The 19,703-nt window shown below is 71.2% G+C and carries 22 protein-coding genes; 21 read left to right on the top strand and 1 reads right to left on the bottom strand.

Going from position 1 to position 19,703, the window contains the following annotated elements; genetic code table 11:
• Positions 1 to 7 precede the first annotated feature (7 nt).
• Positions 8 to 1,510, bottom strand: coding sequence for an FAD-dependent oxidoreductase (locus ACY0I8_RS05560; RefSeq protein WP_461393944.1), 1,503 nt, complete (start codon positions 1,508 to 1,510; stop codon positions 8 to 10).
• A gap of 359 nt (positions 1,511 to 1,869) precedes the next feature.
• On the opposite strand from ACY0I8_RS05560, the gene kdsB reads away from it, so the two are divergent.
• The 21 genes from kdsB to ACY0I8_RS05455 all read left to right on the top strand — a co-directional run.
• Positions 1,870 to 2,643, top strand: coding sequence for a 3-deoxy-manno-octulosonate cytidylyltransferase (gene kdsB, locus ACY0I8_RS05555; protein WP_459941238.1), 774 nt, complete (start codon positions 1,870 to 1,872; stop codon positions 2,641 to 2,643).
• Between the two features lie 311 nt (positions 2,644 to 2,954).
• On the top strand, positions 2,955 to 4,571 hold the full coding sequence (locus ACY0I8_RS05550) for a CTP synthase (RefSeq protein ID WP_461393943.1): 1,617 nt from the start codon (positions 2,955 to 2,957) through the stop codon (positions 4,569 to 4,571).
• A complete protein-coding gene (gene kdsA / locus ACY0I8_RS05545; RefSeq protein WP_461393942.1) occupies positions 4,568 to 5,398 on the top strand; it encodes a 3-deoxy-8-phosphooctulonate synthase in 831 nt (276 codons plus the stop codon). The genes ACY0I8_RS05550 and kdsA overlap by 4 nt, the downstream gene beginning before the upstream one ends.
• Positions 5,395 to 6,363, top strand: a complete 969-nt coding sequence (locus ACY0I8_RS05540; protein ID WP_459942534.1) for a KpsF/GutQ family sugar-phosphate isomerase — start codon at positions 5,395 to 5,397, stop codon at positions 6,361 to 6,363. The genes kdsA and ACY0I8_RS05540 overlap by 4 nt, the downstream gene beginning before the upstream one ends.
• On the top strand, positions 6,360 to 6,899 hold the full coding sequence (locus ACY0I8_RS05535; RefSeq protein WP_461393941.1) for a KdsC family phosphatase: 540 nt from the start codon (positions 6,360 to 6,362) through the stop codon (positions 6,897 to 6,899). The genes ACY0I8_RS05540 and ACY0I8_RS05535 overlap by 4 nt, the downstream gene beginning before the upstream one ends.
• Entirely contained in the window at positions 6,896 to 7,441 is a 546-nt protein-coding gene (gene lptC, locus ACY0I8_RS05530; protein WP_461393940.1) for an LPS export ABC transporter periplasmic protein LptC, read from the top strand. Before ACY0I8_RS05535 ends, lptC begins: the two co-directional genes overlap by 4 nt.
• A complete protein-coding gene (locus ACY0I8_RS05525) occupies positions 7,438 to 7,929 on the top strand; it encodes an LptA/OstA family protein (protein ID WP_461393939.1) in 492 nt (163 codons plus the stop codon). Before lptC ends, ACY0I8_RS05525 begins: the two co-directional genes overlap by 4 nt.
• On the top strand, positions 7,926 to 8,687 hold the full coding sequence (gene lptB / locus ACY0I8_RS05520; protein ID WP_461393938.1) for an LPS export ABC transporter ATP-binding protein: 762 nt from the start codon (positions 7,926 to 7,928) through the stop codon (positions 8,685 to 8,687). Before ACY0I8_RS05525 ends, lptB begins: the two co-directional genes overlap by 4 nt.
• Positions 8,688 to 8,961: 274 nt before the next feature.
• The gene (rpoN, locus tag ACY0I8_RS05515) at positions 8,962 to 10,422 is read left to right on the top strand and encodes an RNA polymerase factor sigma-54 (RefSeq protein ID WP_461393937.1); all 1,461 of its coding nucleotides are present in this window, start codon (positions 8,962 to 8,964) and stop codon (positions 10,420 to 10,422) included.
• A gap of 110 nt (positions 10,423 to 10,532) precedes the next feature.
• Positions 10,533 to 11,093 (top strand): ribosome hibernation-promoting factor, HPF/YfiA family, encoded by a 561-nt coding sequence (gene hpf, locus ACY0I8_RS05510; RefSeq protein WP_461393936.1) that lies wholly within the window; start codon positions 10,533 to 10,535, stop codon positions 11,091 to 11,093.
• A 46-nt stretch (positions 11,094 to 11,139) separates the two neighbouring features.
• On the top strand, positions 11,140 to 11,601 hold the full coding sequence (locus tag ACY0I8_RS05505) for a PTS sugar transporter subunit IIA (RefSeq protein ID WP_459942541.1): 462 nt from the start codon (positions 11,140 to 11,142) through the stop codon (positions 11,599 to 11,601).
• A complete protein-coding gene (hprK, locus tag ACY0I8_RS05500) occupies positions 11,588 to 12,547 on the top strand; it encodes an HPr kinase/phosphorylase (protein ID WP_459942556.1) in 960 nt (319 codons plus the stop codon). Before ACY0I8_RS05505 ends, hprK begins: the two co-directional genes overlap by 14 nt.
• A 5-nt stretch (positions 12,548 to 12,552) precedes the next feature.
• Positions 12,553 to 13,407, top strand: coding sequence for an RNase adapter RapZ (gene rapZ / locus ACY0I8_RS05495; RefSeq protein WP_461393960.1), 855 nt, complete (start codon positions 12,553 to 12,555; stop codon positions 13,405 to 13,407).
• Positions 13,408 to 13,444: 37 nt separating this feature from the next.
• Positions 13,445 to 13,864: a PTS sugar transporter subunit IIA gene (locus tag ACY0I8_RS05490; protein WP_459942542.1), complete on the top strand. Its 420-nt coding sequence runs from the start codon at positions 13,445 to 13,447 to the stop codon at positions 13,862 to 13,864.
• Complete coding sequence (locus ACY0I8_RS05485; RefSeq protein ID WP_461393935.1) at positions 13,861 to 14,349, top strand: PTS system mannose/fructose/N-acetylgalactosamine-transporter subunit IIB; 489 nt, start codon at positions 13,861 to 13,863, stop codon at positions 14,347 to 14,349. Before ACY0I8_RS05490 ends, ACY0I8_RS05485 begins: the two co-directional genes overlap by 4 nt.
• Positions 14,346 to 15,029, top strand: coding sequence for a PTS sugar transporter subunit IIC (locus ACY0I8_RS05480; RefSeq protein ID WP_461393934.1), 684 nt, complete (start codon positions 14,346 to 14,348; stop codon positions 15,027 to 15,029). Before ACY0I8_RS05485 ends, ACY0I8_RS05480 begins: the two co-directional genes overlap by 4 nt.
• The gene (locus tag ACY0I8_RS05475) at positions 15,017 to 15,760 is read left to right on the top strand and encodes a PTS system mannose/fructose/sorbose family transporter subunit IID (protein ID WP_461393933.1); all 744 of its coding nucleotides are present in this window, start codon (positions 15,017 to 15,019) and stop codon (positions 15,758 to 15,760) included. Before ACY0I8_RS05480 ends, ACY0I8_RS05475 begins: the two co-directional genes overlap by 13 nt.
• 11 nt (positions 15,761 to 15,771) lie before the next feature.
• Positions 15,772 to 16,050 carry an HPr family phosphocarrier protein gene (locus ACY0I8_RS05470; protein WP_461393959.1) on the top strand — a complete coding sequence of 93 codons (279 nt, stop codon included), beginning with the start codon at positions 15,772 to 15,774 and terminating at the stop codon, positions 16,048 to 16,050.
• The gene (gene ptsP / locus ACY0I8_RS05465; protein ID WP_461393932.1) at positions 16,047 to 17,831 is read left to right on the top strand and encodes a phosphoenolpyruvate--protein phosphotransferase; all 1,785 of its coding nucleotides are present in this window, start codon (positions 16,047 to 16,049) and stop codon (positions 17,829 to 17,831) included. Before ACY0I8_RS05470 ends, ptsP begins: the two co-directional genes overlap by 4 nt.
• A 166-nt stretch (positions 17,832 to 17,997) precedes the next feature.
• A complete protein-coding gene (gene metK, locus ACY0I8_RS05460; protein ID WP_461393931.1) occupies positions 17,998 to 19,161 on the top strand; it encodes a methionine adenosyltransferase in 1,164 nt (387 codons plus the stop codon).
• A 180-nt stretch (positions 19,162 to 19,341) separates the two neighbouring features.
• Positions 19,342 to 19,703: adenosylhomocysteinase (locus ACY0I8_RS05455; protein ID WP_461393930.1), on the top strand; the 362-nt coding region annotated here is incomplete at its 3' end.

The following is a 19,703-nucleotide window of genomic DNA, read 5'->3' as shown; positions in this document are numbered from 1 at the left end:
GGCGGCGTCAGGTTCGCCTCCGGAAGCGGACCGGCTGGGCCCGGGCCGGGTTCGGGTCCGGGGCGTCGGCCCGGAAGTGGGCCCCCCGGGACTCGGCCCGGGCGAGGCAGGCCCGCAGGAGGAGCCAGGCCGAGGTCCAGAGGTTTCGGTCCTCGGGTGCGGCCTGGGGCGGCGGGCGAAGCGCCTCGAGTTCGGCCAGCCCCCGCTCGAGGTGGCCGGCCTCGCGCACGAGGCCGGCCGCGGCCGACACCACCTCGCGAACCCGGCGCCGGATCTCCGGGGCGGGGGGCGGGGCCGGAGGCGGGCCGGGGCGGGGGCCGGAAGCCGGGGGAACCGTCCCGGCGGCCGCCGCCCTCCCGGCCCGCCGGCCGAACACCACGGCCTCGGTGAGCCCGGTGCCGGCGAGCCGGTTCGCGCCGTGGACCCCGGCCGCGGCCTCGCCGGCGGCCCAAAGGCCCGGTACCCCGGTGCCGCCGTCCGGCCCGATCTCGAGGCCGCCCATGAGGAAGTGGGCCGCCGGGGCCACGACGGCCCGGTCGCGGCTGCGGTCGAAGCCCTTCCGGGCCAGGGTTCGGGCGAGGCCGGCGTACCGGGTGGCCCAGGTTTCGTCGGGAACCCCCGAGAGGTCGAGCCACACCCCACCCCGGACCCCGCGACCCTCGCGGATCTCCTGCTCTACGGCGCGGCCCATCTCGTCCCGGGTGGCCCGGGCCTCCCCGGGGAGGAACCGCTCGCCCCGGGCGTTTCGCAGCGCGGCGCCGTCGGCGAAGAGCGAGGTGGGGAACACGGCCCGGATCGGCCAGAGGCCCACGGTGGGGTGGAACTGCACGAACTCGAGGTCCCGGAGCATGGCCCCGGCGCCGTAACCCAGGGCCCAGGCCTCTGCGGCCATGCCGGCCGCGTTGTCGGTGCGGCGCCAGAGCCGGGTGCCCCCGCCGGCCGCGAGCACCACGGCCCCGGCGGCCACGCGGCCGAGCGACCCGTCCCGACGGCGAAGGACGACCCCCACGGCCCGTCCCTGGTCGACCTCGATCCGGACCGCGGTCGTGTGGGGCAAAAACCGCGCCCCCGCGGCCCGCGCCGCCTCGGCGAGGGGTTCGGTGAACCCCCGGCCCGGCCGTCCCGGGGCGGGCGACAGGCTGGTCAGGGTCCGGGGCACGCCATGGCCCGGGTTTCCGCCGAACCAGGGCCGGCCGTCCCGCTCCAGGAACCGCACCCCGAGGGCCCCCAGGAACCCGGGAACCTCGGCCGAGTCCGTGGCGAGGGCGAGGCAGAGCTCGGGGTCGGCGAGGCCCGCCCCGCTTCGCACGAGGTCGTCCCGGAACCGCTCCGGGGTGTCTCCGGCGGCCGGGTTCAGCACGGCCCAGTTCCCGGCGGCCAGGAGCCCGTTCCCGTCGAGGCCCGGGCGCCCGCGGCACAGCACAAGGCACGTCCCCCCGGCCCGGCAGGCCTCGATGGCCGCGCTCAGGCCCGCCGGCCCCGCCCCGATTACCACCACGTCGGCGAACATGGGTCTCCTCTCGGCTGGCGGCTGGGATCCTTCCCGATGCCGGCGGTGTCGTTCGGCCCGGTCTGTGGGGCCGGCTTCCGTACCGGGGGCCAGAATTCAGAGATCAGGTCTCAGAACCCCCTGTCCTCCGGTGCCTGGCACGGGCGTCGCTCCCACACCGGTCCCACCGGATCCGCTCGCCCGTTTCTTCCGTGCCCTCCGCGTCCTCCGCGGTCTTCCTCCCGTCCGTGTTTCGGGCAGCCCCCAGCGTGCACCGGTATATCCGGTTCCGCCGGGCGCCGGCAAGGCGCGCCCCGATTGACACTCCCTCGACCGGCCGGGTAAGGTACCCGACTTGCAAGCCTTCCCAAGGAGGCCCCGTGCGCGCCGTCGCTGTGATCCCCGCCCGGTACGGCTCCTCCCGGTTTCCCGGCAAGCCCCTCGTCCCCCTTCATGGAAAGCCCCTGATCGCGTGGGTGGTGGAGCGGGCCCGGGCGTGCCCGGCGTTCGCCGAGGTGGTGGTGGCCACCGACCATGAGGGCATCGCCGAGGCCGCCGTCGCGGCCGGGGCCCGGGCCGTGCGGACGTCGGCCGGATGCCGGTCGGGCACCGACCGGGTCGCCGAGGCCGCCCGGGCCCTTGCGGCCGACGTGGTGGTGAACGTGCAGGGGGACGAGCCCCTGGTGGATCCGGCCGACCTGGGGGCGCTGGTGGCCGCGATGGAGGGCCCCGAGGGGCCGGCCATGGCCACCCTTGTTCGGCCCCTACGGGACACGGCGGAGTGGCGCCGGCCCGACGTGGTGAAGGTGGTGTGCGACGCCGGGGGAAACGCCCTCTACTTCTCCCGGTCGCCGATCCCGTACTTCCGCGACGAGGCCGAGGCGGCCGGGGAGGCCCGGATCCCGGCCCAGCCCCCGGTCGAGGTGTGGAAGCACCTGGGGGTGTACGCCTTCACCCGGCAGGCGCTCTTGGCCTTCCCCGGGCTGCCCGAGGGGCGGCTTGAGCGGGCCGAGCGCCTGGAGCAGCTCCGGGCCCTGGAGGCGGGGTGGCGGATCCGGGTGGTGGAGGCCCGGTCCGACTCGGTGGGCGTCGACCGCCCCGAGGACGTGGCCCGGGTGGAGAAACTGCTGGCGGCGGGGCGGCAGGGCGGCTAGTCTCGTGGAGCGGAAATCCGGGTGTTTCCCGGGGTGGTGGATCCGGGGGCTTTGCCTCCGCTGACACCCTCGCAGGGGCCGCCTCGGCTCGGTCCGCTGCGGCGCGTGAGGGCACGCGCCGCGGCCGCTCCCCCCAAGCCGGGCGGCCCTCGCTGCTCGGGTGTCGCGCTCCGCAAAAACCCCCGGATCCACCAGCTTGTCGTAACTATCTTACCGTCCGCGAAGCCGGGCGGCACGGCCGTCCCCCGCGGCGGAACGACGAACGACCGGCGACCGTGGGCCGGTGACCGAACTTTCCCAAGGAGCGACGGATGCGCACGAAATTCATCTTCGTGACCGGAGGGGTTCTCTCGAGCCTGGGCAAGGGGATCGCCTCGGCGAGCCTGGGGGCCCTGCTGGAGGCCCGGGGGCTCTCGATCACCCTGGTCAAGATGGACCCCTACATCAACGTGGACCCGGGCACCATGAACCCCTTCCAGCACGGGGAGGTGTTCGTCACGGACGACGGCGCCGAGACCGACCTCGACCTGGGCCACTACGAGCGGTTCACCCGGGCCCGGCTGAGCGTGCGCAACAACTTCACCACGGGCCAGATCTACGACACCGTGATCTCGAAGGAGCGCCGGGGCGACTACCTCGGGGGCACGGTGCAGGTGATCCCCCACATCACCGACGAGATCAAGCGCCGGATCCGCGAGGCGGCCCAGGGCGCCGACATCGCCATCGTGGAGGTGGGGGGCACCGTGGGCGACATCGAGAGCCTGCCGTTCCTCGAGGCCATCCGGCAGTTCCGGGCCGAGGCGGGCAGCCGCAACGTGATCTACGTGCACCTGACCCTGGTGCCCTACATCGCCGCCGCCGGCGAGCTCAAAACGAAGCCCACCCAGCACAGCGTGAACGAACTCCGGCGCATCGGCATCCAGCCCGACGTCCTGATCTGCCGCACCGACCGGATGCTCCCCGCGGAACTGAAGGGGAAGATCGCCCTGTTTTGCAACGTGGACAAGGACGCGGTCATCACCGCCAAGGACGTGGAGAACATCTACGAGGTGCCCCTGAACTTCCACGAGGAGGGCCTGGACGAAAAGGTGGTGGAACTCCTCAATATCTGGACCGGCCGGCCCAAGCTCGACCACTGGCAGAGGATCGTGGAAACCCTGCGGTTCCCCAAGGACCGGGTGCGGATCGCCCTGGTGGGCAAATACGTGGACCTCAAGGAGAGCTACAAGAGCCTGGCCGAGGCCCTGGTCCACGGGGGGATCGGCAACGAGTGCAAGGTGGAGATCGAGTACGTGGACTCGGAGACGATCGAGTCCGAGGGCATCCCGGAGCTGCTGGGGGAGGTGGACGGGATCCTGGTGCCGGGCGGGTTCGGCCAGCGGGGCACCGAGGGGAAGATCGAGGCGATCCGCTATGCCCGGGAGCAGGGGATTCCGTTTTTCGGGATCTGCCTCGGCATGCAGCTCGCCGTGGTCGAATACGCCCGCAACGTGTGCGGTCTCAAGGGCGCCGGCTCCTCGGAGTTCGACGAGGCGTGCTCCGACCCGGTGATCGACCTCATGCCCGACCAGCGGGGCGTCGTCGAGAAGGGGGGCACCATGCGGCTCGGGGCCTACCCCTGCCGGCTCCAGGAGGGCACCAAGGCCCACGCGGCCTACGGGACCAAGGAGATCAGCGAGCGCCACCGCCACCGCTACGAGGTCAACAACGCCTACCGCGACACCCTCCAGGAGCACGGCATGGTGCTCTCGGGGCTTTCCCCCGACGGCCGGCTGGTGGAGATGGTGGAGGTGCCGGACCATCCGTGGTTCGTGGGGTGCCAGTTCCACCCCGAGTTCAAGAGCCGGCCCACCGACCCCCACCCCTTATTCCGGGCGTTCGTGCGGGCGGCCCTGGCGTACAAGCGGGCCCGCAAGGAGGCGGCGTGAGCGGCGCGGTCCGGATCGGGCCGGTGGCGGTGGGGGGCGGGGCGCCCCTGGCGCTCATCGCCGGGCCCTGCGTGATCGAGTCGGAGGACCTAGTGCTGCGGGTGGCCGTGGGGCTGTCGGACCTGTGCGGCCGCCTCGGGATCCCCCTGGTCTTCAAGAGCTCCTACGACAAGGCAAACCGCACGAGCCTCGATTCTTTCCGGGGCCCGGGGCTTGAGGAGGGCCTGCGGGTCCTGGAACGGGTGCGGGCCGAAACGGGCCTTCCGGTGCTGAGCGACGTCCATTCGGCCGACCAGGCCCGGGCGGCCGGCGAGGTGCTCGACTGTCTCCAGATCCCCGCGTTCCTGTGCCGCCAGACCGACCTCCTCCTCGCCGCCGGGTCCACGGGTAAGCCCGTGAACGTGAAGAAGGGCCAGTTCCTCGCCCCCGAGGACATGGAGGCGGCCGCCCGCAAGGCCCTGGCCGGCGGGGCGGCCGGGGTGCTCCTCACGGAGCGCGGCACCTCGTTCGGGTACCGGTACCTGGTGGTGGACTTCCAGGGGCTCGAGCGCATGAAGCGGCTCGGGTGGCCCGTGGTGTTCGACGCGACCCACAGCGTGCAGCAGCCCGGGGCCCTGTGCGGCCGGTCCGGGGGCGACCGCTCGGCCGTGCCCGCGCTGGCCCGGGCCGCGGCCGCCGTGGGGGTGGACGCCCTGTTCCTGGAGGTCCATCCCGACCCGGACCGGGCCCTGTGCGACGGCCCCAACTCGGTGGCCCTGGGCGAGCTCGAGCCGCTCCTTCGCACGGTGGTGGCCCTCGACCGGGTGCGGCGGGGGGCCGGGGCATGAGCGCGCTCGACACGGCCCGCCGGGTGCTCCGGATCGAGGCCGACACCCTGACCCGGCTCGCCGCGTCCCTGGGACCCGAGTTCGACCGGGCCGTGGACCTTCTGGAGTCGTGCCGGGGCAAGGTCGTGCTGACCGGCATGGGCAAGAGCGGGATCGTGTGCCGGAAGATCGCGGCCACCTTCGCCTCCACCGGCACGCCCTCGTTTTTCCTCCATCCGGCCGAGGGGGTCCACGGGGACCTGGGCATCCTGGCCCGGGGCGACGTGGTGATCGCCGCCTCGAACTCCGGCGAGACCGAGGAGCTCGTGGAGATCCTGCCGGTGATCCGGCGGCTCGAGCTCGGCCTCGTGGCGATCACGGGGAACCCCCGCTCCACCCTGGCCCGCCGGGCCGACGTGGTGCTCCACGTGCCGGTCGAGGAGGAGGCCTGTCCCCTGAACCTTGCGCCCATGGCGTCCACCACGGCCACCCTGGCCCTGGGCGACGCCCTGGCCGCGGCCCTCATGGTCCGGAAGGGCTTCACGGCCGAGGATTTCGCCCGGTTCCACCCGGCCGGGGCCCTGGGCCGCCGGCTCGTGCTCCAGGTGGACGACCTCATGCACGACGGCGACGCCGTGCCCCGGGTGGGGGCCGAAGCCCCGATGCCGGAGGTTCTGGTGGAGATGACCTCGAAGCGGCTGGGGCTCACCGGGGTCTTCGACCCCGAGGGCCGGCTCCTGGGGGTGGTGACCGACGGCGACCTCCGGCGGGGGCTCGAGCGAATCCCCGGCTTCCTCGAGAAGCGGGCCCGGGAGGTCATGACCCCGGATCCGAAACGGGTGCCGAGCGGCACCCTGGCCATCGACGCGCTGCGGACCATGGAGCGCCACGCCATCACGGCGCTCTTCGTGACCGAGCCGGACGACCCGGACCGGGTGCGGGGGGTGGTCCACATCCACGATCTCGTCAAGGCGGGGCTTCGATGACGCTCGAAGAACGCATGGCCCGGGTGGAGCTTTTGCTCCTCGACGTGGACGGGGTGCTCACGGACGGTCGGGTGGTGATCGACGACCGGGGCGTCGAGACCAAGGCCTTCGACGTGACCGACGGCCACGGGCTCAAGCTGCTCCAGCGGGCCGGGGTGGCGGTGGGGTTTGTCACGGGCCGCCGAAGCCGGGTGGTGGAGCACCGGGCCCGGGAACTCGGGGTCACCGAGGTGCACCAGCGGGTGCGAAACAAGCTGGAGGTGGTCCGGGAGATCCTGGCCCGCCGGGGGGTAGCGCCCGAGGTGGTGGCCTACATGGGGGACGACCTGGTGGACCTGCCGGTCATGACCCAGGTGGGCCTCGGGATCACCGTGGCCGACGCCCCGGAGTACGTGCGGGAGCGGGCCCACTGGGTCACCGGGCGGCCCGGCGGACGGGGGGCGGTGCGGGAGGCCTGCGAGGCGATCCTGCGGGCCCGGGGCGCCTGGGACGAGGTGACCCGCAAGTACTTCCACCCCGAACCCCTCGTGCCGTGAGACGCGGGTGGGTGGCCCTGGGGATCGCGGCCACGCTCGGGGCCGCCTGGGCCCTGGTGGGCCGGGACCGGGCGCCCGAGAAGCCGGAAGCGCCCGGGACGAGCCGGCAGGAACGCACCGTGTCCCGGGCCGAGGGGATCGAGATCGAGGGCCAGGAGCCCGATGGCCGCACCTGGCGGCTCCGGGCGGCCCGGGCGGAGGGGGTCGAGGAGGACCGGGCAGGCCGGATGGAGGAGGTGCGGGTGGAGATCCGGGAGCCCGGCCGGGACCCCACCGAGGTGGCCGGGGCCGAGGCGCGGATCGCGGCGGGCCGGACCGTGTCCCTCGCCGGGGGGGTGGCGATCCGGTGGGCGGGGTACGAACTCCGGGCCGAGGCGGCCCGGTACGACCGCAGCAAAGCCCGGATCGAGGTTCCGGGCCGGCTGGAGGGCCGGGGGCCGGGCGTTCGGCTCGAGGGGGCCGGCGCCACGGTGGACCTCGAAGCGCGACGGGCGCGGGTGCGCGGCCCGGTGCGGGCCGTGGTGGGAGGTGGGTCGAGGTGAAACGATTCGTATCGGCGCTCGCCATCGCGCTCTGCCTCGCGGGGGGCGCCCTGGGAGTGGAGGTCCCGTTGGGGGCGTGGGCCCAGGGGAAGGAGCCCCTCCAGGTGGACGCCGACAGCCTGGAGGTGCTGGGGGGCGAGGGCCGGGTGGTGTTCACGGGCCACGTGAGGGCCCGCCAGGGCGATCTCGTCCTGGAGGCCGAGCGGCTCGAGGTGGTGCTCGACCCCGATACCCGGGAACTCCGGGAGGCCCGGGCCTCGGGTGAGGTGCGGATCCGCCGGGGGGAGGTGCTCGCCACGGGCCGGGAGGCCCTCTACGACGCCGGCCGGGGCACGGTGGTGCTCCAGGGGGACCCCAAGGTCTGGCGGGGGAAGGACGTGGTGGCGGGGGAGCGGATCACCCTGTTTCTGGCCGAGGACCGCTCCGTGGTCGAGGGCGCCCGGGCCGTGATCTACCCCCAGGGCAAGGGCGCCGGGGAGGGCCGATGACCGGGCCCGCGCGGCTCGAGGCCCGGGGCCTTGTGAAGCGCTACCGGGGCCACGAGGTGGTGCGGCGGATCGACCTCGCGGTGGGCCGGGGGGAGGTGGTGGGGCTTCTCGGGCCCAACGGCGCGGGGAAGACCACCACGTTTTACATGATCGTGGGGCTCGTGCGGCCCGACGAGGGCTCGGTGTGGCTCGACGACCGGGAGATCACGGGCCTGCCCATGTACCGCCGGGCGCGGCTCGGGGTCGGGTACCTGCCCCAGGAGGCCAGCGTGTTCCGGGGCCTCACGGTGCGGGAGAACGTCTACGGGGTGCTCGAGGCCCGGGGCGTGCCCCGGCCGGAGGCCGCGGAGCGCACCGAGGCCGTGCTGGAGGCCCTTTCCATCCGGCATCTCGAGGACCGCAAGGCCCATCTCCTGTCCGGAGGGGAGCGCCGACGGGTCGAGATCGCACGGGCGCTTGCCACGAACCCGGCCTTCATGCTCCTGGACGAACCCTTCGCCGGCATCGATCCCATCGCCATCGCCGAGATCCGGGACCGGATATTGCAGTTGAAGGGCCTGGGGATCGGTGTCATACTCACAGACCACAACGTTCGCGAAACCCTGGGCGTGTGCGACCGGGCCTACGTGGTGAGCCGCGGCGAGCTTCTGGTGCACGGGACGCCCGACGAGGTGGCCCGGCACCCCCGGGCCCGATCCGTTTATCTGGGGGAGGATTTTCGGCTCGACGGCTCGACGGCTAGGAGGCTAGAAAGCTAGAAGGCTGGAAAGCTGGGAGGCTAGGCGGCTAGGCGGCCGCGATTCGAGCTCCGGAGGCTGTCCTGCCCGGTGGGAGCGGCTTCCGGACCAGGGGCCAGAAGCCAGAGGCCAGGCGTCACGGAACTCCTGTCCTCTGACGTCTGTCCACCGTCTCCCGATATGTGCCCCGGCGCGCCGCGGCGGGGCCCGAGGGGGGAGGGAGTTCCTCCGCAGGATGCGGCGCTGCGTTCTGCCTAAGCCGGGGCGCGGCGGAACACGTTAGCGAAAAGGTGCCATGGCACTTGAGATCCGGCAGAACCTGAACCAGCAGCTGCGCCTGACCCAGGAGCTGGTGATGACCCCCCAGCTCCAGCAGGCGATCAAGCTCCTGCAGCTCTCTCGCCTGGAGCTCCTGGAGCGGGTGCGGGAGGAGCTCGAGGAAAACCCCCTTCTCGAGGAGGTGCGGGACGACGGCGCCTCCGAGGAAACCGCCGAGCCCGAGGGCGAGACCCCGACCCAACCCCAAGCCGAGGCCGCGGAGGCCGACGGAAAGGACGGCGAGGCCCGGGAGCCGGAGATCGACTGGGAACAGTTCATCGCCCACTACGACATCAACCCCACCCCCGACGCCCCCATCGACGTCCCCGAGGACGTCCCCTCCTACGAGAACTACCTGAGCCGGGAGCAAACCCTCCAGGACCATTTGATGTGGCAGCTGCGTCTGAGCCCGATCGAGGGCGACGACCGCGCCGTGGCCGAGTTCATCATCGGCAACGTGGACGAGGACGGCTACCTGCGGGCCACCGTCGAGGAGATCGCCGAGGCCGCGGGAGCCGCGGTGGACCACGTGGAGCGGGTGCTCGCGGCGGTGCAGGAGTTCGAGCCCCTGGGCGTGGCCTCCCGGAGCCTCGAGGAGTGCCTGCTTCGCCAGGCCCGGGAACACGGCCTCGATCCGCTGGTGGAGCGGGTCATCCTCGAGGGGATGAAGGAGCTCGAGACCAAGAACTACAAGAAGCTCGCGGCCCGCCTCGGGGTGGAGTTCGACGAGGTGGTGGAGGCGGCCCGCCAGATCGCCCAGCTGGAGCCCCGGCCGGGCCGGAACTTCGCCTCCACCGGGGCGGACTACGTGGTGCCCGACGTGTTCGTGGTGAAGGAGGGCGACGACTACGTGGTGCGCCTCAACGACGAGGGGGTGCCCCGGCTCCGGATTTCCCGGTACTACCAGCGGCTCCTCAAGGACGACCGGCCCGAGAGCCAGGAGGCCCGGGGTTACGTGCAGGAGCGGATGCAGGCCGCGGTGTGGCTCATCAAGAGCATCCACCAGCGCCAGCAGACGCTCTACAAGGTGGCCTGCTCCATCGTGAAGTTCCAGCGGGAGTTCCTGGACAAGGGGGTGAACTACCTCCGGCCGCTCATCCTCCGGGACGTGGCCGACGACATCGGCATGCACGAGTCCACGGTGAGCCGGATCACCACCAACAAGTACATGCACACCCCCCAGGGGACGTTCGAACTGAAGTTCTTCTTCTCGAGCGGCATCCAGAGCGCCGACGGGGAGGATCTGGCGAGCCGGAGCGTCAAGGCCCGGATCCGGGAGCTCATCAGCGAGGAGGATCCCCAGAACCCCCTGAGCGACCTCGAGATCGCCCGGCAGCTTGCCCAGCGATGGGGTCTCAAGATCGCCCGCCGCACCGTGAGCAAGTACCGGGAGAGCATGGGGATCCTCCCGTCGTCGTCCCGGCGGCGGTACTTCTGACTGCTCTCGGCGGCCCGGAACCGCCCGGCGGACCTCGCGAAATTGACACCCCAAGGGGGGTTTGGTAGGCTCCCGCGCTCCTCTTTTCGAAAGCCCCTCAGGAGGAACCGATGAACCTCAATATCACCTTTCGTCACGCAGAGCCCTCCGACGCCCTCAAGCAGTACGCCGCGGAGAAGGTGCAGCGGCTCCATAAGTACTTCGACGGGATCGTGGACGGTCACGTGGTCCTGACGGCCGAGAAGATCCGGCACCTGGCCGAGGTCACCCTGCACGCCAACGGCACCCGGATCCACGCCCGGGAGGAGAGCTCCGATTTCTACAGCGCCATCGACAACGTGGTCGACAAGCTGGAGCGCCAGCTCAAGCGCTACAAGGAGAAGCTCAAGCGCCACAAGCCGCTGCGGGCCAAGGAGGCCCGGGCGCTCCAGGAGCGGGTGCTCGCGTTCGAGCCGGGCGAGGCCGAGGGGGAGGAGGCCGAGGGCGCGCCGCCGACCCCGCGGGTGATCCAGACCGAGCACTACACGAGCCAGCCCATGAGCGTGGAGGACGCGGTCATGGAGATGGACCTGACTGACCGGCAGTTCCTCGTGTTCACCGACGAGGACGGCCAGGTGAAGGTGCTCTACCGGCGAGAAGACGGAAACTACGGCCTGATCGAGCCGGCCTGATCCGGGCCAGAGGCGGGCGCTCGGGAACCCTCGGGAGGCGGTACGGATGAAACTGCTCGAATTTCTGTCCAGGGAGCGAATCGTGCCCCACCTGAAGTCCCGGGACAAGGAAGGGGTGCTGGCCGAGTTGGTGGACGTGCTCGTGGCCGACCAGAAGGTGCGCGACGCCCGCCAGGCGGTCCAGATCCTCCTGGACCGGGAGCGCCTGGGGAGCACCGGCATCGGGGAGGGGATTGCAATTCCCCACGGGAAGCTTTCGGACCTCAAGGAGCTCGTGGCGGTGTTCGGCCGGAGCCCCGAGGGCGTCGAGTTCGACGCCATGGACGGCGCGCCCGTCCACCTGTTCTTCCTGCTCATGGCCCCCGAAGACTCCGCGAGCACCCACCTCAAGGCTCTGGCCCGGATCTCGCGGCTCCTCAAGGACCGGGCGTTCCGGGAAGAGCTCCTCCAGGCCGAGTCCGCCGAAGCCCTCTACGAGATCATCTCCCGTGAGGATGAAAAGTACTGAGGGGTTCCAGCCCCGCCTCACGGTGGCCGACCTCCTTTCGGAGGCGGCCGGCTATCGCCTCGATTTGGAGTTGGTGGCTGGTGCGGAGGGGCTCGACCGGGAGATCCGCGTGCCCCGGATCCAAAAACCCGGGCTCGCCCTGGCCGGGTACGTGCCCCAGATCCGGCCGCACCGGGTGCAGATCCTGGGGGAGACGGAACTGGCCTACCTCGCGACCCTCGACCGGGCCGTGGCCGAGGCCAACGTGGCCCGGGTGTTCGAGGCGGGGGCGGCGTGCTTCGTGGTCACCAAGGCCCTCGAGCCCCCGGACTACATCCGGGCCCAGGCCGACCGCGCCCGGGTTCCCCTCCTTCGCACCACCCTGCGCAGTTCCGTGTTCATTGATCGGGTGGACCGCTTTCTGGCCGACCGGTTGGCACCCCGGGTGCGGATCCACGGCGTTCTCGTGGACGTGATGGAGGTGGGAATCCTGCTCACGGGCGAGAGCGGCATCGGCAAGAGCGAGTGCGCCCTCGACCTCGTGCGCCGGGGCCACCGGCTGGTGGCCGACGACGTGGTGGAGATCCGGCGGTATCCGCCGTTTCGGCTGGTGGGCACGGGGCTCGAACTCGCGCGTTACCACGTGGAGATCCGGGGGATCGGCATCCTCGACATCCGGGAGCTCTTCGGCATCACCTCGGTGCGCGACCAAAAGGAGGTGGAACTCGTGATCGAGCTCGTCCCCTGGAGGGAAGGGGAGGCCTACGAGCGGCTCGGGCTCGACGAGCGCACCCAGCCCGTGCTCGGGGTGGACGTGCCGTACCTTCGGATCCCGGTGGCCCCGGGCCGGAGCATCGCCTCGGTGGTGGAGGTGGCGGCCCGGAACCACCTCTTGAAGCAGATCGGCCACAACTCGGCCATCCGCTTGGCCGAGCGGCTGGGCTCGGCGCTGCGGGGGGAGCCGTGAAGCGGGTGCGGCTCGTGGTGGTGACCGGCCTTTCGGGGTCGGGGAAGTCCTCGGCGCTTCGGGCCCTCGAGGACCTGGGGTTTTTCTGCGTCGACAACCTGCCGGCCCGGCTCCTGGTGCGGTTCCTCGAGTTGAGCGTGCTCGCCGGGGGCGAGATCCAGAAGGTGGCCGTGGGGATGGATCTCCGGGAGCCCCACTTCCTCGAGGACTACCGCCAGGCGTTCCAGGAAGCCGAGCGACTCGGCATCCGCACCGAGGTGCTCTACCTCGAGGCCACCGACGACGCCCTCGTGCGGCGGTTCAGCGAGACCCGGCGCCGGCACCCGCTGGCCGGGGAGGGGGCGATCCTCGACGGCATCCGCCGGGAGCGGGCCTTGTTTGAGGAGATCAAGGGGGCGGCGGACCGGGTGATCGACACCTCCTGGATGACGGTGCACGACCTCAAGAAGGCGATCTGGAGTTACTTCCAGACGGGCGCCGAGGACCGGACACTGCGGGTCAACCTGGTGAGCTTTGGGTACCGGTACGGCATCCCCCACGAGGCCGACCTCCTGGTGGACGTGCGGTTCCTGCCGAACCCCTACTTCGTGCCCGAACTCAAGGGCCGAACGGGGCGGGAGGCCGAGGTGCAGGCCTATGTGCTCGAAACCGAACCGGCCCAAGAGTTTTTGGCCCGATTCTTGGACCTCGTGGAGTACCTGATCCCGCTCTACGAGCAGGAGGGAAAGACCTCCCTGACGGTGGCGGTGGGATGTACCGGCGGAAAACACCGGTCGGTCACCCTGGTCGAGGAGATGGCCCGGCGCCTGGCGGCGCAGGGCCGGGAGGCTCGGATCTTCCACCGGGATGTGGAGCGATGAGAAAGGGGCGAAGGGCGGCGCGGGACGAGGAACAGCCGTGATCGGGATCGTGGTCGTGGCGCACCAGGATTTGGCCGAGGCCCTCGTTCGGGCGGCTGAGGGGATCGCCGGGCCCATGCCAGGGGTGTGGGCCGTGGCCTTGAGCTATCGGGATCCTGTCGAGGAGGCCCGGCGCCGGTTGGAAAAGACGATCCGGAAGGCGGACCAGGGCGAGGGGGTGCTCGTCTTGACCGATATGTTCGGCGGAACCCCCATGAACCTGAGCCTCCCGTTCATGGAACCGGGCCGGGTGGAGGTGCTGGCCGGGGTCAACCTGCCGGTGCTCCTGAAGGCCCACACGGCCCGCCAGGGCACCGGGGTGGCGACCCTGGCGGAGATGCTTCGGCAGTACGGCGCTCGCAGTTTCGTGCTCGCCAGCGAACTCTGGGAGCGCAAGCCCGCCGAGGGGGCGCGATGAGCGTGGTGCTCGCGCGGGTGGACAACCGACTGGTGCACGGCCAGGTCCTGGAAACCTGGGTGCCCCACGTGCGGGCTGACCTGATCGTGGTGGTGGGGGAGGCCGAAAGCCGTGACCCCTTCCGCCGCAGCCTGTTCGAGGCCCTCAGCACGCCGCGACTCCGGGTGGAGGTGGTGGGCCCCGAAGAGGCGCAAAGGATCGTGAGCCGGGATCCGGCCCGACGGGTCCTGGTGCTCTTTCCCGACGTGGCTGCGGCCTGGGCCGCGTTCCGGGCGGGCCTGCGGTTCGACCGGTTGAACCTGGGGAACGTCCATCCCCGGGAAGGTGGACAGCCCGTGAGCCGGACCGTGTACCTGACCGAAGAGGACGTGGAGGAACTTCGTAGCCTCGCGGCCCAAGGGGTCGAGCTCGACGTGCGCGCCGTGCCCTCGGATGCGGCGCCTCCGCCGGAGACGGTGCTCGGAAACGGGGGGCGGTCCGGATGACCCCGGAGTGGCTGTGGATCGGGGCGCTCGCCGCGGTGGCGGCGCTCGACCGCACGGCGCTGGTGCAGGCGGGCGTGGGCCGGCCCCTGGTCGTGGGGGCGGCCGTGGGGTGGATCCTCGGCCGGCCCGAGGCGGGCCTGCTGGCGGGCGCGCTCCTGGAGCTGTTCTGGCTTTACGATCTTCCGGTGGGTGCGGCCGTGCCCCCGGACGAGGCGGCCGCCGGGATCGCGGCGGCCGCGGGCGCGTGCGCGTTCCCGGAGGAGGCGGGGCCCTGGGCGGCAGGCGGGTACGGCGTGCTCCTGGGGCTCTTGGCCGGCCACCTGGCCGGGCGGGTCGACGAGGCCGTGCGCCGCTGGAACAACGGCTTGGCCGAGCGGGCCCGGGCGCGTCTGGCCTCCGGCCGGCCGGTGCATCTGGGGCGGCTCGTGGCGCTTGGCGCCCTGCGATTCGGTGCGGTGGGGATGCTGGCCGCGGCGGGGCTTGCCGGCCTGGCCGCGTGGGGGGGCGACCGGGTGCCCGCCCCCGCGTACCGGGGTCTCGAGCTTCTGGGCGTTACGCTCCCGGTGCTCGGGGCGGCCGCCTGCCTTGGGCGGCTGCCGGCCGGCAGGGGAATCGCGTGGTTTTCCGCGGGGGCCTCGGTGGCGGCCGGGGGACAGAGGGCCGGGCTATGGCCGCGGTGAGGCCGACGGATCTCCTTCGGTGCGGGCTTCGTACCCTGGCGCTTCAGGCCGCGTGGAGCTTCGGCTCGTTCCAGTCGGTGGGGTTCGCCTGGGCCGTGGAGCCGGCGCTCCGCCGGATCCACGGGCAGGGCGAGGCGTACCGGGAGGCCCTGGCCCGGCACCTCGAGTTCTTCAACACCCATCCGTTCCTGGCCGCGGCCGTGGTGGGCGCGGTGGTGCGGATGGAGGAGGAGGGGGCGCCGGCCGACGACATCCGGCGGTTCAAGAACGCCGTGATGGGCCCCTGCGGCGCCCTGGGGGACAGCTTTTTCTGGGCGGGCCTGAAGCCCGCGCTCCTGGCAGGGGCGGTTGCGCTCGCCTGGGCCGGGTTCGGGTGGGGGCCGTGGGTCTTCGTCGCGGTGTTCGGGGCGCTCGGCCTTGCGTTTCGGGCCGTGTGGCTCCTGCGGGGCTACCGCAGGGGGCCGGCCGTGGCCCAGGATCTCGCCCGGGCCGGGTTCCTTCGGGGGGCCCTGGTGCTCAAGGACGTCGCCGCGGCGTGTGTCGGCGGCGGGTTGGTTTTGGCCCTGGGGCGGGGACTGGGCGGAGCCTCGGGCGTCGAGGGCTGGATCTGGGGGGCGGTCGGGGCGGCGGTTGCGGTGGTCGCGTCCCAGGCGGTTCGGTGGGGGCTTCGGGTGGAGTGGCTCGTGGCGGCGTGGGGAAGCGCGTGTGTGATCCTGGGGGTGTGGTGGTGAGCGCAGCCGACATGGTGGAACGCACGTTCGAGATCGTGAACACCCTGGGGCTCCACGCCCGGGCCGCGGCCGCCCTGGTGCAGACGGCCCAGAAGTTCCGGTCCCACATCGAGGTGGAAAAGGACGGCACGGTCGTCAACGGCAAGAGCATCATGGGGCTTCTGATGCTCGCGGCCGCCAAGGGGAGCCGGATCACGGTCCGGGCCCAGGGCGACGACGCCGTGCAGGCCGTGGAGGAACTGGGCGAACTCATCCGCAACGGGTTCTGGGAAGAGAAGGAGACGGCGTGAAGGTTCTCCGGCAGAGGGCGAGCCTGCGGGGGATCCCCGTGAGCCCCGGGATCGTGATCGGGAAGGCGTACCTGGTGGACCGGCGCAAGGTCCACCCGCCCGAGAAGATCATCGAGCCCTCGGAGGTCGAGGCCGAGGTCGAGCGGTTCCGCCGCGCGCTCGACGAGACCCGCCGTCAGCTCGAGGAGATCAAGGCCCACTACAAGGAGGGCACCCTCGGGGAACATTCGTACCTCGTGGACGTGCACCTCCTGATGCTCCAGGACCGGATGATCGCGGGGGAAACCGAGCGCCGGATCCGGGAGCACCTGGAGAGCGCCGACTGGGCCCTGTGGCAGGTGCTCGAGCAGGTCAAGGCGTCGTTCGACGCCATGGACGACGAGTATTTCCGCGACCGGAAGACCGACCTGGAGCACCTGGGGGACCGGATCCTTCGCAACCTCACCGGCCGGCGGCACGAGAGCATCGCAGACATCCGCGGCGACGTGGTGGTGGTGGCCCACGACCTCTCGCCCATGGATACGGCCCAGATGGACGTCTCGAGGATCAAGGGGTTTGTGACCGACCTGGGCGGCCGCACCTCCCATACCGCGATCCTGGCCCGCAGCCTCGGCATCCCGGCCGTGGTGGGCCTGGAAACGATCACCGACGTGGCCAACGGAGGCGACACCATCGTGGTGGACGGCCTGGCCGGCGAGGTGGTGCTGAACCCCACCGCCGAGGAGCTCGAGGGGTTTCGCCGCAAGAAGGCCCGGTACGAGGCGTTTCGCCACGAGCTCGAGTCCTTGGCGGTGTTGCCGGCGGTCACCCGCGACGGCCACAAGGTGCGGGTGGGGGCGAACATCGAGCTCCTCGATGAGATCCGGTCCCTGCGGCGGTACGGGGCCGAGGGCATCGGCCTCTACCGCACCGAGTTCCTGTACATGAACCGGGAGGAGCCCCCCTCGGAGGAGGAGCAGTACGAGACCTACCGCAGGGTCGTGGAGGCCGTGAAGCCCTTTTCGGTGACCATCCGCACCCTGGACATCGGGGGGGACAAGATGGTCCAGGCCGTCCCGATCGAGGACGAGGGCAACCCGGCCCTGGGGCTCCGGTCGATCCGGCTGTGCCTCAAGGAGAAGGAGTTGTTCCGGACCCAGCTCCGGGCGATCCTTCGGGCGAGCGCCCATGGCTCGGTGCGGATCATGTTCCCCATGATCTCGGGGGTGGGGGAACTGGGGGAGGCCCTGAAGGTTCTCGAGGAGGCCAAGAAGGAGCTCGACGGGCGCGGCCAGACGTACGACCGCAACGTCCCGGTGGGCGCCATGATCGAGGTGCCGTCGGCCGCGGTGACGGCGGACCTTCTGGCCCCCCATGTGGATTTCTTTTCCATCGGCACGAACGACCTGATCCAGTACGCCCTGGCCATCGACCGGGTGAACGAGCACGTGGCGTACCTTTATGAGCCGCTCCACCCGGCCGTGCTCCGGATGATCCGGGCCACCTGCGAGGCCGGGGCCCGGGAGAAGATCCCGGTGGCGGTGTGCGGCGAGATGGCGGGGGAGGAGCTTTACACCCTGGTGCTTCTGGGGCTCGGGGTGACGGAGCTTTCCATGCACGCCCTTTCGATCCCAAGGGTCAAGCGGATCATCCACCACACCACCCTGGCGGAGGCCCGGGACCTCGCGGCCCGGGCGCTGGAGCTCCGCACGGCCACCGAGGTGCACGCGTTCGTGGAGGACTACATGCGGGCCCACTACCCCTGGCTGGTGGACCCCCTGGAGTGGGGCGGCGAGGCGTAGGGGTCCGGAGTCAGAGGACAGGGGACAGAAGGCGGACCACAACTCGGACGGGCTGCGGGGCAGCCCGACGGCGAGATCCTTGACACGGTCCGGCGTTGTTGGCTTTCCCGGACCGGGGACTGCCGACCGCGGACCGAAGACCGATCCAACCGAAAGGAGCACAGCCATGGGCATGACCGATTTTCTGTTCACCTCCGAGAGCGTGACCGAGGGCCACCCCGACAAGGTGGCCGACCAGATCTCCGACGCGGTGCTGGACGCCCTGATCGCCCAGGACCCTCGGAGCCGGGTGGCCTGCGAGACCCTGGTGACCACGGGCATGGCGATCATCGCCGGCGAGATCACCACCGAGGCCTACGCCCACATGCCGGATATCGTGCGCCAGACGATCAAGGAGATCGGGTACACCGACCCGTCCCTGGGGTTCGACTGGGAAACCTGCGCGGTGTTGACCTCGATCGACAAGCAAAGCCCCGACATCGCCATGGGCGTGGACGAGAGCGAGGACCACGAGCAGGGCGCCGGCGACCAGGGGCTCATGTTCGGGTACGCCACGAACGAGACCGAGGAACTGATGCCCATGCCCATCGTGTTCGCCCACCGGCTGACCCGGCGGCTCGCGGAGGTGCGGAAGAAGGGCATCGTGGATTTCCTGCGGCCGGACGGCAAGAGCCAGGTGACGATCCGGTACGTGGACTCCAAGCCCGTGAGCGTGGACGCGATCGTGGTGAGCACGCAGCACTCGCCCGAGGTGACCCAGGCCCAGGTGCGCGAGGCCGTGCTGGAGGAGGTGGTGAAGCCGGTGATCCCGGAGCACCTGCTCACCCAGAACACCCGGTACTACATCAACCCCACGGGCCGGTTCGTGATCGGCGGGCCGATGGGCGACTGCGGGCTCACCGGCCGGAAGATCATCGTCGACACCTACGGGGGCCAGGGGAGCCACGGGGGCGGGGCGTTCTCGGGCAAGGACCCGACAAAGGTGGACCGGTCGGCCTCGTACATGGCGCGCTACATCGCGAAGAACGTGGTGGCCGCGGGGCTTGCGGACAAGTGCGAGATCCAGATCTCGTACGCCATCGGCGTGGCCGAGCCGGTGTCGATCATGGTGGACACCTTCGGCACCTGGAAGGTGGAGCCCGACCGGATCGCGCGGCTGGTGCGCGAGGTGTTCCCGCTGAAGCCCAAGCAGATCATCGAGCACCTGGACCTCCTGCGACCCATCTACAAGAAGACCGCGGCCTACGGCCACTTCGGCCGCAACGAGCCGGAGTTCACCTGGGAGCGCACCGACAAGGCCGAGGAGCTGCGCCGGGCAGCAGGGCTCTGAGGGGCGTTGGGGCGTGAATCGTAAATCGTGAATCGTGAATCGTGAATCGTGGGGAGGTGGGGCGGAATCGGGGGACGCTGAAGCCGGCGAGCGGGGCCGCTCGGCCCCCTGGCTTCCCAGCCTCCTAGCTTCCCAGCTTCCCAGCTTTCTAGCTTTCTGGCCTAGACAAAGGAGCTTTCGTTGAAGGGCGACATCAAGGATCCGAATCTGAAGGAGTTGGGGGTCAAGCGCATCCTGTGGGCCGACCGGCAGATGCCGGTGCTCGCGAAGATCCGGGAGCGGTTCGAGAAGGAAAAGCCGCTCGCGGGCCGGCGGATGAGCGCGTGCCTGCACATCACCACCGAAACCGCGAACCTGGCCCGGACCCTGAAGGCGGGGGGCGCGGACCTGGTCCTGTGTGCCTCGAACCCCCTTTCGACCCAGGACGACGTGGCCGCGGCCCTGACGCTGGAGTTCGGGATCCCGACCTACGCGATCCGGGGCGAGGACCGCGACACCTACTACGCCCACATCCGGGCGGCCGTGGAGCACCGGCCCGACGT

The organism is Deferrisoma sp. (genome assembly GCF_054681715.1).
The sequence above is the reverse complement of the archived record's forward strand: the minus strand, read 5'-3'. Positions and strand labels throughout refer to the sequence as shown.